The sequence below is a fragment of the Exiguobacterium sp. s57 genome, assembly GCF_018617685.1.
Classification (GTDB): domain Bacteria; phylum Bacillota; class Bacilli; order Exiguobacteriales; family Exiguobacteriaceae; genus Exiguobacterium; species Exiguobacterium marinum.
The window spans coordinates 1-13,741 of the sequence record NZ_JACSKR010000005.1; the positions used below are offsets into that span (position 1 = coordinate 1).

General features: G+C 50.9%; 14 protein-coding genes, 1 rRNA gene and 1 riboswitch. Of the genes, 14 read left to right on the forward strand and 1 reads right to left on the reverse strand.

Annotated features, from left to right (window positions below; translation table 11 throughout):
• Both rrf and KNO98_RS11740 read left to right on the forward strand, forming a co-directional pair.
• Positions 1 to 86: ribosomal RNA gene (rrf, locus tag KNO98_RS11735) — 5S ribosomal RNA — on the forward strand; the annotation flags it as partial.
• 85 nt (positions 87 to 171) lie between these two features.
• Entirely contained in the window at positions 172 to 363 is a 192-nt protein-coding gene (locus KNO98_RS11740) for an NETI motif-containing protein (protein ID WP_026826893.1), read from the forward strand.
• Positions 364 to 404: 41 nt separating this feature from the next.
• Here the strand turns inward: KNO98_RS11740 and KNO98_RS11745 are convergent, their stop codons facing one another.
• Complete coding sequence (locus KNO98_RS11745) at positions 405 to 875, reverse strand: NUDIX hydrolase (RefSeq protein ID WP_034771255.1); 471 nt, start codon at positions 873 to 875, stop codon at positions 405 to 407.
• A 146-nt stretch (positions 876 to 1,021) separates the two neighbouring features.
• A riboswitch (purine riboswitch) is annotated at positions 1,022 to 1,123 on the forward strand.
• A gap of 70 nt (positions 1,124 to 1,193) precedes the next feature.
• On the opposite strand from KNO98_RS11745, the gene purE reads away from it, so the two are divergent.
• Genes purE through purD form a run of 12 tightly spaced genes read left to right on the forward strand, consistent with a single transcriptional unit; the run spans position 1,194 to position 13,730 of the window.
• A complete protein-coding gene (purE, locus tag KNO98_RS11750; protein ID WP_214701001.1) occupies positions 1,194 to 1,682 on the forward strand; it encodes a 5-(carboxyamino)imidazole ribonucleotide mutase in 489 nt (162 codons plus the stop codon).
• The gene (gene purK / locus KNO98_RS11755; protein WP_214701003.1) at positions 1,682 to 2,776 is read left to right on the forward strand and encodes a 5-(carboxyamino)imidazole ribonucleotide synthase; all 1,095 of its coding nucleotides are present in this window, start codon (positions 1,682 to 1,684) and stop codon (positions 2,774 to 2,776) included. The genes purE and purK overlap by 1 nt, the downstream gene beginning before the upstream one ends.
• Positions 2,773 to 4,065 carry an adenylosuccinate lyase gene (purB, locus tag KNO98_RS11760; protein WP_026826890.1) on the forward strand — a complete coding sequence of 431 codons (1,293 nt, stop codon included), beginning with the start codon at positions 2,773 to 2,775 and terminating at the stop codon, positions 4,063 to 4,065. Before purK ends, purB begins: the two co-directional genes overlap by 4 nt.
• Positions 4,066 to 4,114: 49 nt before the next feature.
• Complete coding sequence (gene purC, locus KNO98_RS11765; protein ID WP_214701004.1) at positions 4,115 to 4,819, forward strand: phosphoribosylaminoimidazolesuccinocarboxamide synthase; 705 nt, start codon at positions 4,115 to 4,117, stop codon at positions 4,817 to 4,819.
• Complete coding sequence (gene purS / locus KNO98_RS11770; protein WP_026826888.1) at positions 4,816 to 5,058, forward strand: phosphoribosylformylglycinamidine synthase subunit PurS; 243 nt, start codon at positions 4,816 to 4,818, stop codon at positions 5,056 to 5,058. Before purC ends, purS begins: the two co-directional genes overlap by 4 nt.
• Complete coding sequence (purQ, locus tag KNO98_RS11775; RefSeq protein WP_026826887.1) at positions 5,055 to 5,735, forward strand: phosphoribosylformylglycinamidine synthase subunit PurQ; 681 nt, start codon at positions 5,055 to 5,057, stop codon at positions 5,733 to 5,735. The genes purS and purQ overlap by 4 nt, the downstream gene beginning before the upstream one ends.
• Entirely contained in the window at positions 5,719 to 7,938 is a 2,220-nt protein-coding gene (gene purL / locus KNO98_RS11780) for a phosphoribosylformylglycinamidine synthase subunit PurL (protein ID WP_214701005.1), read from the forward strand. The genes purQ and purL overlap by 17 nt, the downstream gene beginning before the upstream one ends.
• Entirely contained in the window at positions 7,914 to 9,323 is a 1,410-nt protein-coding gene (purF, locus tag KNO98_RS11785; RefSeq protein ID WP_214701006.1) for an amidophosphoribosyltransferase, read from the forward strand. Before purL ends, purF begins: the two co-directional genes overlap by 25 nt.
• 12 nt (positions 9,324 to 9,335) lie before the next feature.
• A complete protein-coding gene (gene purM / locus KNO98_RS11790; RefSeq protein ID WP_214701007.1) occupies positions 9,336 to 10,370 on the forward strand; it encodes a phosphoribosylformylglycinamidine cyclo-ligase in 1,035 nt (344 codons plus the stop codon).
• Complete coding sequence (gene purN, locus KNO98_RS11795) at positions 10,367 to 10,945, forward strand: phosphoribosylglycinamide formyltransferase (RefSeq protein WP_214701008.1); 579 nt, start codon at positions 10,367 to 10,369, stop codon at positions 10,943 to 10,945. The genes purM and purN overlap by 4 nt, the downstream gene beginning before the upstream one ends.
• Entirely contained in the window at positions 10,942 to 12,462 is a 1,521-nt protein-coding gene (purH, locus tag KNO98_RS11800) for a bifunctional phosphoribosylaminoimidazolecarboxamide formyltransferase/IMP cyclohydrolase (protein ID WP_214701009.1), read from the forward strand. The genes purN and purH overlap by 4 nt, the downstream gene beginning before the upstream one ends.
• A 14-nt stretch (positions 12,463 to 12,476) precedes the next feature.
• A complete protein-coding gene (gene purD / locus KNO98_RS11805) occupies positions 12,477 to 13,730 on the forward strand; it encodes a phosphoribosylamine--glycine ligase (RefSeq protein ID WP_214701010.1) in 1,254 nt (417 codons plus the stop codon).
• Positions 13,731 to 13,741: the final 11 nt, after the last annotated feature.

Below are 13,741 nucleotides of genomic sequence, written 5' to 3' on the forward strand. Positions count from 1 at the left end.
TTCCCATGCCGAACACGGAAGTTAAGCGTCTCAGCGCCGAAAGTAGTTGGGGGATCTCCCCCTGTGAGGATAGGACGTTGCCAGGCAAACGGTGGTTCTGGAGCATTCGCTCAAGGGCCGCCGTTTTTTCGTATCATCGATTCAGCTTAGTGGAAGAGAGGACGTTAAGAAATGGCTAAGAAGATCAAAGTATATGTCGAACCAAATGAAACGGTCAGTGAATGTTTAGATCGAATCAACGAAATGGGTTATCGTCCTATACGCCGCATTGAAAAGCCCGTCTTTGAGCAAACGGGAGCCAAAGATGTACCTGTCCACTCCCATCAATCGATTTTATTTGAATGCGTCTCTAAAGAATCCTAATGCCAAGCCGTCACACAGATTGTGTGACGGCTTTTTACATATCAAAACGAATGCTCGCGTTCAAAGCATCGATCTCCAAGCACATCCAATAAAGTTTGAGCCCGTTTTTCTATCTTTATAGGAAGATTCTCTTTACTAAAGTATTTAAGAGCCAAGCTTTCCCCATCTTCCATGACGAGCTCTCCATGTACTCCTTTTGCCTGATATAAATGAATGACACCGTATGTCTCGTCTCCATTCGGATATTTAAAGTAACCATCTTGACCGGAAAAAACCTGAATTAATTCGAAATGCTCAGCGAGAAGCCCGGTTTCTTCTTTCAATTCTCGTGCAGCGACCTCTTCCAGCGTTTCCCCGAGTTCCATCGATCCTCCCGGTAAACCCCAATCGAGTGTATCCGATCTATGCTGCATCAGTACTTCTTGTTTTTGATTGATGACCAAAATGGTCGCTCCGACACTGATGATTGGACGGTTCCCAATCACTTCTCGTAAACTCGCTATGTAACTCATCTAACTCCCCCTTTTCAATAGCATACATTAGCGGAGAAGATTATACTGATAACATCCAAAAGGCGAACGATAAATATTCAGACAATTAAAATGTTCGCAGTTTATTGACATGTTTTCAAAGAACAAGGTACGATAGGCGTGTGAGTTAAGAAAAATGAATAGTGCTCCATATAATCGCAAGGAAATGGCTTGCAAGTTTCTACCTGATCACCGACTCTGGTCAGACTATGGGGTGTAGCGGACGTGTATTTGTCATGCCTATACCCTAAACTGATTGCTCGGTTTAGGGATTTCTTTTTTGTAAGGGGGACATGTGGAATGAACGAAGTGGTAGGCGTCATCATGGGTAGTTCATCTGATTGGGAGACGATGAAACATACTTGTGACATGTTGGATGAGTTACAGATTCCATACGAGAAGCAAGTCGTATCGGCCCATCGAACACCAGACTTGATGTTCGAATATGCGGAAGAGGCACGAGGCAGAGGTATTCAAGTCATCATTGCGGGTGCTGGTGGGGCAGCTCACCTTCCAGGGATGGTCGCCGCAAAAACGACTCTTCCTGTCATCGGTGTCCCAGTTCAGTCGAAAGCACTCAATGGAATGGATTCGCTACTGTCGATTGTACAGATGCCTGCAGGCGTCCCAGTAGCGACTGTCGCCATCGGTAAAGCAGGTGCGACGAACGCCGGTTTACTCGCTGCTCAGATCCTCAGTATCCAATCAGCAGAAATCACGAAGCGACTTGAAATGTTTCGAGAGCAAAAACAAGAGATGGCCATGCGTGGAACGGAGGAACTGGTCTAATGAGAATCGGCATTTTAGGTGGAGGACAGCTTGGACGGATGATGTCACTCAGCGCGAGTGCAATGGGATACACGACGCTTTGTCTAGACCCGAACCCGAATGCACCGACCGCACAAGTAGCGGATTCGATTATCGCTTCATTTGATGATGTGAATGCCGCGAAAGAACTCGCTGACCGTTCAGACATTGTGACGTATGAATTTGAAAACATCGACACGGAAATGATTGCAGCCATCGAAGAGAAATGTCCACAAGGTATGGACGTGTTGAAGGCAACGCAACATCGCATCTTAGAAAAACAGATGATTGAATCAGCAGGACTACGTGTGGCGCCATATGTTTCGGTTCGTACGGTTCGAGAGGTACGGCAGGCACACGAAAAGCTCGGCTACCCATTTGTCATCAAAACGTGTCGCTTCGGCTATGACGGGAAAGGCCAGACGGTCATTCGATCGGAACAAGACCTTCAGGCGTTCATTGAACACTTTGTCGAACAAGAATATGTCGCTGAGGCCTGGTTGCCGTTTGAAAAAGAGATCTCGGTCATCGTGACACGAGGAGAAGAAGAAACGTCGACGTTCCCGATCAGTGAAAATATTCATCACAACAGCATTCTACATCTATCCATCGTACCGGCTCGTGTGACTGATGAGATTCAAGAGGATGCGAGACACCTCGCACTCCAACTCGCCGATCATATCGGTTTAACGGGAACGCTCGCCGTCGAGCTGTTCGTCATGGCGGATGGACGTCTATATGTGAATGAGCTCGCACCGCGTCCCCACAACTCCGGGCATTACACGATTGACGCTTGTGAGACCTCACAATTTGAACAACACATTCGAGCCGTGACCGGAATGCGCCTCGGACGAACGACATTGACTACGCCTGTCGTCATGGTCAATCTTCTCGGCGAACATATGCAACGACTCAATGTCAAAGCATTGCCATCGAATGTTAAACTACATCTGTATGGAAAAGATGAGGCGAAGATAGGCCGTAAAATGGGACATTTGAACGTCCTTAGTGAAACGGTCGAAGATGCGCTTCATACCATCGAACAACTGGCAATTTGGAAGGAGACCGTTTTATGATTTCACGCTACACCCGCCCAGAGATGGCAAACATTTGGACTGATCAAAACAAATTCGAGGCCTGGTTAAAAGTTGAGCTTTATGCCTGCGAGGCTTGGAGTGAACTCGGCATCATCCCGAAAGAAGATGTACAAGTCCTTTGGAACAAGGCATCGTTTGATGTTGATCGCATTCTAGAGATTGAACAAGAGACACGTCATGATGTGATCGCGTTCACTCGTGCCGTTTCCGAGACGCTCGGAGAAGAGAAGAAGTGGGTGCATTACGGCTTGACATCGACGGATGTCGTCGACACGGCACTCTCGTACTTAATCAAACAGGCGAATGATCTTTTAGAGGCCGATTTAGATCGCTTCATCGGTATTCTCGCAGAAAAGGCGAAAGCACATAAGTACGACATCATGATGGGACGTACCCACGGCGTGCATGCAGAACCAACCACGTTCGGTTTGAAGCTCGCCCTCTGGTATGAAGAGATGAAACGGAACAAAAAACGCTTCATGGCAGCTCGCGAAACGATTGAATTCGGGAAGATGAGCGGAGCGGTCGGAACGTTCGCAAATATTGACCCATTCATCGAATCATACGTCTGTGACAAGCTAGGCATCCAAGCTGCGCCAATCTCGACACAGACACTCCAACGTGACCGTCATGCCGAGTACATGTCGACGCTCGCATTGATCGCGACATCGATTGAAAAGATGGCGACCGAGATTCGTGGACTTCAAAAGACCGAGACGCGCGAAGTGGAAGAGTTCTTTGCTAAAGGACAAAAAGGGTCGTCGGCGATGCCGCATAAACGGAATCCGATCGGTTCTGAGAATATGACAGGACTTGCGCGTGTCATTCGCGGTCATATGATGACAGCATACGAGAATGTTCCACTCTGGCATGAGCGTGACATCTCGCACTCATCAGCAGAACGAATCATCATCCCGGATGCGACGATTCTTCTCAACTACATGTTGAATCGCTTTGGTAACATCGTGAAGAACTTGACGGTCTTCCCGGACAACATGCGTCGCAACATGGACCGTACGTTCGGAATCATCTTCTCGCAACGTATTCTACTCGGTCTCATCGAGAAGGGCTGGAGTCGTGAAGCTGCATACGATGCGGTTCAACCGAAGGCGATGCAGGCGTGGGAAGAAGAAACGATGTTCCGGACATTGATTGAAGAGGACAAAGAAATGGGCGCACTCTTTACGAGTGAAGAGCTCGATGAGTTGTTCGACCCGCGTTATCACGTACGTCGTGTCGATACAATTTTTGAACGCTGTGGTTTGTAATCGTTGAGGGGCGACATGCCCCTCTCACTTTTAAGGGGGAACGGTTCAGATGAAAGCAATTTATGAAGGCAAGGCGAAAGCGTTATTTGAGACAGAAGAAGCGGGTGTGCTTCGTGTGTACTACAAAGATGATGCGACAGCATTCAATGGAGAGAAGAAGGAGTCGATTGATGGGAAGGGGATTTTAAACAACGCCATCACGACGCAGTTGTTCGAATTAATGCATGACAATAAGATTCCGACGCACTTCATTAAACGAATCTCAGAACGAGAACAGTTAGTCCGCCGTGTCGACATCATTCCGTTAGAAGTGGTCGTCCGCAACGTCGCGGCAGGTAGTCTGGCGAAACGTCTCGGTTGGGAAGAAGGGGCGCCGCTCCTCGCACCGATTGTCGAGTTCTATTATAAGGACGATGCTCTTGGGGACCCGCTCCTCACAGAGGATCATATCCGATTGTTGCAAGTCGCTACACATAAAGAAGTCGAAACATTGCGACAACTCGGACTTTGGGTAAACGAAGTATTACTCGATTTCTTCGGTCAACACGGCATCGACGTGATCGATTTCAAACTAGAGTTCGGAAAAGTGGATGGGACGATTATCTTAGCGGATGAGATTTCACCCGATACGTGCCGCCTCTGGGATCAAGAAACGAAACAAAAACTCGATAAAGACGTATTTCGTCGCGATTTAGGTTCTTTGACTGAAACGTATGGACAATTGTTAACACGCATAGGGGGAAACGGACAATGAAAAAAGTAAACGTGTATGTGACATTACGTGAAAGTGTACTCGACCCACAAGGAGTTGCCGTGAAAGGTGGACTCGAACATCTCGGATTCGCTGGCGTTGAATCGGTGCGCATCGGGAAAATCATCGAGCTTCAAGTAGCGGACGACACGACAGAAGACATGGTCAAAGAAATGTGTGAGAAGTTACTCGTCAATACGGTCATTGAGAATTATGAAATTGAGATGGGGGTACTCGCATGAAGTTCGCGGTCATCGTCTTTCCAGGATCAAACTGTGACCTCGACATGTACCACGCGGTAAAAGACGTGCTCGGGGAAGAAGCAGAATACGTATTCCATACAGAAACGTCACTTGAAGGGTTCGATGGGGTCCTGCTACCAGGTGGATTCTCATATGGAGATTACTTGCGTTGCGGGTCAATCGCCCAATTTTCACCGATTATGGCTGAAGTAAAGCGTTTCGCTGAAGAAGGACGTCCGGTGCTTGGAGTATGTAACGGATTCCAAGTACTCGTCGAAGCAGGGTTACTTCCAGGTGTATTGATGCGAAACCGTGATTTGAAATTCATGTGTAAGACGGTCGACCTCGTCGTCGAAAACAACGAGACGATGTTCACAAGTGAGTATGCGGCACAGGAAACGATTCGTGTCCCGATTGCACACGGGGAAGGGAACTACTACTGTGACGACGCGACACTTGAGACATTAAAGGCAAATGGGCAGATCGCGTTCACGTACAAAGAGAACCCGAACGGATCGGTCGAAAATATCGCCGGCATCACGAATGAGGCAGGAAATGTACTCGGCATGATGCCACACCCGGAGCGTGCGGTCGAAGCGTTGCTCGGTGTAGAAGACGGTAAACGGTTATTCACGTCAATCGTAAAATGGGGGGCACGACATGTTACTTACAACTGAACCGACAGCTACACAAATCCGTGATGAAAAGATCTATGCCACGATGGGATTATCGGACGACGAATACGCGCTCGTCGTCTCACTGCTTGGCCGGGAACCGAATTATACAGAAATCGGCCTCTTCTCGGTCATGTGGTCTGAACACTGTTCGTACAAAAACTCGAAACCGGTGCTCCGGAAGTTTCCGACAACCGGCGAGCACGTTTTACAAGGACCGGGAGAAGGAGCAGGAATCGTCGATATCGGAGACGGTCAAGCTGTCGCCTTCAAAATCGAGAGTCATAATCACCCGTCAGCAATTGAACCTTATCAAGGTGCTGCGACTGGGGTGGGTGGAATCATCCGTGACATCTTTTCGATGGGCGCCCGTCCGATTGCATTATTGAACTCACTCCGTTTCGGAGATTTGAACGAATCACGTGTGAAACATTTATTCGGTCATGTCGTGTCAGGCATTGCCGGATACGGGAACTGTGTCGGCATCCCGACGGTCGGTGGAGAAGTCGCCTTTGACCCGGCCTACTCCGGAAACCCGCTCGTCAACGCGATGTGTGTCGGCTTCATCCGTCATGAAGACATTCAAAAAGGAATCGCGGAAGGTGTCGGAAACTCGGTCATGTACGTCGGAGCGACGACAGGACGTGACGGAATCCACGGTGCCACGTTCGCTTCTGAAGAACTCGGAGAAGACGCAGACGAGAAACGTCCAGCCGTACAAGTCGGAGACCCGTTCATGGAGAAGCTCTTGATCGAAGCGTGTCTCGAAGTCATCAAGCACCCGGCGCTCGTCGGGATTCAAGACATGGGGGCAGCCGGATTGACCTCTTCGTCAGCGGAGATGGCCTCAAAAGCAGGTATGGGGATTGAGATGAACTTAGACCTCGTCCCCCAACGTGAGACAGGTATGACGCCTTACGAGATGATGCTATCCGAATCACAAGAGCGGATGCTTCTCGTCGTCAAAGCAGGTCACGAAGACGAGATTGAAGCGATCGTCACGAAGTGGGGACTTCACGCGATCAAAGTCGGCGAGGTCATCGAAGAGAAAGTACTTCGTCTCGTTCATCAAGGAGAAGTCGCAGCAGAGGTACCAGTCGACGCGCTCGCAGAAGACGCTCCTGTCTATCATAAACCTTCTAAAGTCCCGGCATACTATGAAGCCTTCCAAGCGATGGAGCCCGTCAAGCCGATCGTCGAGGATGTGATGGCGACATGGAAAGACGTCCTTGCGATGCCGAGCATTGCCTCGAAACGTTGGGTGTATGAGCAATACGACCACATGGTGCAAACGTCGACAGTTGTCGCACCAGGCAGTGATGCCGCGGTCATTCGCATTCGTGAGACGGAGAAGTCGCTCGCGATGACGACAGACTGCAACGCGAAATATGTATATCTCGACCCGCGTGTCGGTGGGGCCATCGCTGTCGCTGAGGCGGCACGTAATATCGTCGCGAGTGGTGCGGAACCACTTGCCTTGACGGACTGCCTTAACTTCGGAAGCCCAGATAAACCGGAAGGGTTCTGGCAGCTCGACCAAGCCGTTGAAGGGATGGCGGAAGCTTGCCGTACGCTCGATACGCCTGTCATCGGTGGAAACGTATCGCTATATAACGAATCGAACGGGCAAGCCATCTACCCGACACCGGTCGTCGGAATGGTCGGGCTCATCGAGAAGCCGGAACACATCACGACTTCGTTTGCGAAACAAGCAGGAGACGTCGTCTTCTTACTCGGTGAGACGAAAGCGGAATTTGGCGGAAGTGCCCTTCAAATGCTCCAAGACGGTAAAGTGAGCGGCCACGCGCCGACACTCGATCTTGAGGAAGAACGTCACACACAGAAAGCATTACTTCAAGCCATCCGTGGTGGTCTTGTCACGGCGGCACACGATGTGTCAGAAGGTGGTCTTGCGGCAGCGTTACCAGAACTGGTCTTTGGAACAGGTCTCGGCATGGACGTGACGATCGACACAGTTCTTGTGACGGCATTATTCAGTGAATCCCAGTCACGCTTCCTCGTAACCGTCGACAAGGCACAAGCTGAGGCATTTGCGAGCATGACAAACGGGACGGAAATCGGAACGGTCACAGAGACAGCAACGCTTGTCCTTCGTACAAGCGACCGCTTGATTGAAATGGACGTGCAAGAGTTGGAGCGTGTATGGGAAGGAGCTATTCCATGTTATATGACATCCGAGGCATGAATGAGGAGTGCGGCGTCTTCGGTGTGTTCGGTCACATCGAAGCGTCACACCTTGCCTATTACGGACTTCACAGTTTGCAGCATCGTGGTCAAGAAGGGACGGGGATCGTCACGGCAGACGGCGAGCGTCTCCATGCGAAACGAGGCCTTGGTCTCGTCACCGAGGTATTTGATGAGACGTCGCTCGATGCCCTCACCGGAAATCATGCGATTGGTCACGTCCGCTACTCGACGGCGGGCGGCAATACGCTAGAGAACGTTCAACCGCTTCATTTCAAGTCGTTGACAGGAGATTTGGCGATGGCGCATAACGGAAATCTCGTGAACGCGAACGAGTTGAAACATATGCTCGAAGCGGAAGGGGCAATCTTCCAAACGACGTCTGACACAGAAGTCGTAGCCCATCTCATCAAACGGAGTCGCGGCAACTCGGTAAAAGAAAGAATCGCCGACAGTTTGGCCCGTCTCGTTGGAGCGTTCGCTTTTCTATTCTTGACGGAAGACGCGCTATACGTCGGAGTTGACGTACATGGGTTACGTCCATTATCACTCGGACAAACCGAAGACGGGGCGTACGTTTTCGCATCAGAGACATGTGCGTTTGACGTCGTGGGAGCGACGTACGTACGGGATGTTGAGCCAGGAGAATTGCTCATGATTACGAATGATGGCATCACGTCTGAACGCTTCAGTGAAGCGGCGGTCCGTGCCATGTGTTCGATGGAATACATCTACTTCTCACGACCGGACTCAATCATCGATGGCATCAATGTGCATACGGCACGTAAGGCCATGGGGAAAAAGATGTTTGAAGAAGCACCGGTCGAAGCGGATGTCGTGACGGGGGTGCCGGACTCGAGTATTTCCGCGGCAATCGGTTACGCTGAGGCGAGCGGAATTCCGTACGAAATGGGACTCATTAAAAACCGTTACGTCGGACGGACGTTCATTCAACCGTCCCAGGAATTACGGGAGCGCGGCGTGAAGATGAAGTTATCGGCGTTACGCGGTGTCGTGAACGGGAAACGCGTCATCATGGTCGATGATTCCATCGTCCGTGGAACGACGAGTCGCCGAATCGTCACTTTGCTCCGAGAGGCAGGCGCAACGGAAGTGCATGTGCGCATCACGTCACCACCGATCAAACATCCGTGTTACTACGGAATCGATACTTCCACTAAGGAAGAGTTAATTGCGGCAACCAAATCCATTGAAGAAATCAGAGAAGAGATTGGTGCCGATTCACTAGCGTTCCTCACATTGGATGGAACGGTCGAAGCCATCGATCGTCCATTCGAAGGAGCACTACGCGGGCAGTGTGCTGCATGTTTCACGGGGCTTTATCCGACTGAACTTGCAGAACTCGTAACAGAGACAAAGGCTTAAGGGGGAAAAGCGATGAGCGTTCGATATGAACGAGCGGGTGTGAATTTAGAAGCAGGGTACGAGGCCGTATCCCGTATGAAACGTCATGTCGCCCGGACGATGCGTCCGGAAGTGATGACCGGTCTCGGTAGTTTCGGAGCGATGATTGACCTCGGTTCGATGAACATGAAACATCCGATTCTCGTGAGCGGGACCGACGGGGTCGGGACGAAACTGAAATTGGCGTTCGCACTCGACCAGCATGATACGATTGGAATCGATTGTGTCGCCATGTGCGTCAACGATTGTCTCGTGCATGGAGCAGAACCGCTCTATTTCCTCGACTATATTGCGACAGGAAAAGCAGAACCGGCCAAGCTTGAGCGCATCGTCGCCGGTGTCGCTGAAGGATGTGTCCAAGCGGGATGCGCCCTCGTCGGTGGTGAAACGGCTGAGATGCCAGGGATGTACACGGATGGCGAATACGATATCGCCGGATTTGCGGTCGGTGTCGTTGAGAAAGAAGACTTGCTCGACGGTTCGACGATTCAAGCGGGAGACATTGTCCTTGGACTCGCTTCTTCCGGTGTCCATTCGAACGGTTTCTCCCTCGTTCGTCATATTGTCGAAGCGCAAGGCCTCCACTATACGGATGAGATTGCGATGCTCGATACGACACTTGGGAACGCTTTGCTTCTCCCGACACGGATTTACGCCGAAGCGGCGAAGGCGGCGATTTCGACAGGTAAAGTTCAAGGAATGGCACACATCACAGGCGGCGGCTTTTATGAGAATGTCCCTCGTATGTTACCGGAAGGTCTTGGGATCACGTTTGATGCGTCGAGTTGGCCAAGCCTTCCTGTATTCGACTGGCTCGAACAAGTCGGAAACATCTCGAAACAGGAAATGTTCAACGTCTTCAATATGGGAATCGGTTACATGATTACGGTACGTGCCGAAGATGTGGAATTGATCGAAGCGGCGCTCGAACGTGTCGGGGAGACAGCGCACCGAATCGGGAAAGTCGAAAGTCGTCTAGGAATCCGAATCTCAGGAGTGGACCAATGAAACGATTTGCCATCTTTGCGTCAGGATCGGGGAGTAACGCCGAAGCGATTTGGCAGGCAATCGTCGATGGACAATTGTCAGCCGAATGTGTGTTGCTCGTGACGGACAAACCAGCAGCGACGGTTCTCGAACGTGCGGAACGTTACAACATCCCGAGCTTTTCCTTTACACCGAAGTCGTATGCGTCCAAAGAGGAGTTCGAGGAAGAAATCCTCGTCCTTCTCAATTCGCTTCAAGTGGACTATATCGTGTTGGCGGGGTATATGCGCTTGATTGGAAATGTGTTACTATCCGCATATCCGAACAACATTTTAAATATTCATCCTTCACTCTTACCTGCGTTTCCGGGGAAAGATGCAATCGGTCAGGCGCTTGACGCAAACGTACCGAAAAGTGGTGCGACCGTTCATTATGTGGATTCGGGGATGGACACGGGTCCAATCATCGCACAAGCATCCGTCGATATTGAAGGGTGCGACCGCACCGAAGCGACACGACGTATTCAAGCGATTGAACATCAATTGTATCCGCGCGTATTACAACAAGTGTTGAATCAACAGGAGGTTTTCAAGTGAGAGCATTATTAAGTGTTTCTGATAAAACAGGCATTGTTGAACTAGCGACCGTCTTACATGAGGCGGGCATCGAACTCATCTCGACAGGTGGGACCGAGGCAGCCCTCCAACAGGCGGGATTACCGGTCAAAAACATCTCGGAAGTGACATCGTTCCCGGAGATGTTAGACGGTCGTGTCAAGACGTTGCACCCACTCGTTCACGGTGGACTTCTCGGACGTCGCGACCTTGATACGCATGTCTCCCAAATGAAAGATCATCACATCGAACCGATTGACTATGTCGTCGTCAATCTGTATCCGTTCAAAGAGACGATTGCGAAAGAGAACACGACCTATGAAGAAGCGATTGAAAATATCGATATCGGTGGACCGAGCATGTTGCGTTCGGCTGCGAAAAACCATGCAAGCGTCACGGTCGTCGTTGACCCAAGTGATTACACACTTGTCGCCGATGAAGTGCGTGGAGGCGGTACATCGTTTGAGATGCGTCAACGTCTCGCAACGAAAGCGTTCCGTCATACGGCTGCCTATGATGCGTTGATTGCCGACTACTTAGGTCGTCAAATCGAGGAGACGTTCCCAGAGCAATTGACGGTTACGTATGAGAAAGTACAAGACCTTCGTTACGGTGAGAATCCGCACCAACAAGCTGCATTTTATAAGACACCATTATACGACGGCATGACACTTGCGAATGCGACACAGCTTCACGGGAAAGAACTCTCGTATAACAACATTCAGGATACGAACGCAGCACTTGAAGCACTCAGTGAGTTGAATGAACCGGCTGCGGTCGTCGTGAAACATATGAATCCATGTGGTGTGGCGGTCGGACAGACGATTTCTCAAGCGTTCGAACGCGCCCATGCCGCTGATCCGGTCTCTATCTTTGGCGGAATCGTCGCTTTGAACCGTGAAGTCGATCTTGAGACGGCTGATGCCCTTCGCAACATCTTTTTAGAGATCATCATCGCTCCTTCCTTTAGTGAGGCAGCACTTGACCGATTGAAAGAGAAGAAGAATCTTCGTTTGTTGACGCTCGATATGGGACACATGACAGGCATGCGCTTAACGGCTGTCGCCGGAGGATTGCTCGTACAAGACGGGGATGACATGACACTCGATGATGCCTCATGCCAAATCGTGACGGATCGTCGTCCGACCGCAGCGGAATGGGAAGACTTGAAACTTGCATGGCGTGTCGTCAAGCACGTCAAGTCGAATGCCATTGTCGTCGCCAAAGATGAAACGACGATTGGAATCGGTGCCGGACAGATGAACCGCGTCGGCGCAGCAAAAATTGCCTTCGAACAAGCCGGGGAACGCGCGACTGGCGCAGCTCTCGGGAGCGATGCCTTCTTCCCGATGGCCGATACGGTCGAAGCGGCAGCTGCTGCAGGAATCACGGCCATCATCCAACCAGGCGGGTCGATTCGTGACGAAGAGTCAATCGAAGCGGCGAACCGACACGGAATCACGATGGTATTCACGTCAGTTCGACACTTTAAACACTGAGAGGGGTGCGCGTCATGAACGTATTGGTCATCGGTCGAGGAGGACGCGAGCATGCGCTCGCGTGGAAGTTGAAACAAGACGGGCACAACGTCTTCGTTGCACCGGGCAACGATTTCATGGAAGGTATGACGTGTGTGTCAATCAATGAAACGGACGTTGAGGCGCTTGTTCATTTTGCAGAAGAGAAAGAGATGGAATGGACGATTGTCGGACCTGAGTCATCGCTCATGGCAGGAGTCGTCGACACGTTCCGCAACAAAGGGTTGAACATCTTTGGACCAACGAAAGCCGCTGCCTTATTAGAGGGAAGCAAGGCTTTCGCAAAAGAAATCATGATGGAAGCCGGGATCCCGACAGCAGCGTACCAGGCGTTCACGGACGCGACATCCGCGCTTGCCTATATCGAGAAGCTTGGGGCACCCCTCGTCGTCAAGGCGGATGGACTGGCAGCCGGTAAAGGAGTCACGGTTGCGTTCACTGTGGAAGAAGCTGAAGCTGCGGTTCGCGATATCTTCACGACGGATAAATTTGGGCAACAATCACAAGTCGTCATTGAAGAGTTTCTCGAGGGGGAAGAATTTTCACTCATGGCGTTCGTCTCGGGAGAGCACGTCATTCCGATGGTTACCTCTCAAGATCATAAACGCGCCTATGACGGCGACGCGGGACCGAATACGGGTGGGATGGGTGCTTATAGCCCAATGCCTCATTTGGTAGAGAATGTGTATCAAGAAGCGGTGAAGACGGTGTTAGAGCCGCTCGCACAAACGATGTTCAAGCGTGGTACCCCGTTTGAGGGATTCTTGTATGCCGGGCTTATCTTGACATCTGACGGACCGAAAGTCATCGAATTCAATGCGCGCTTCGGTGACCCGGAAACAGAGGCCATCGTGCCGAACTTGAAATCGCCGCTCCTTGACGTGATTGAAGCGGTCGTTCGTCAAGAGGCGTATCCGATCGAGTGGAGCGACGGATATACGATGGGTGTCGTCATTGCGGCGAAGGGATACCCGGAACGCCCTATCACGGGTCAAGTGCTATCGGGATTTGAATCACTCCCACAGGACGTCTTCGTTTTCCACGCCGGTACGGTGAGGCAGGACGATCAAGTCATTGGAAACGGCGGTCGCTTACTCATCGTGACTGCGACGAGACCGACGCTACTTGAAGCGAAGACAGTGGTATATGAAGCAATCTCACTACTCGATTTACCGGAAACGTTCCACCGAACCGATATCGGATCACGAGCGTTCACACAGATTATTTGAAGGATGGGGTC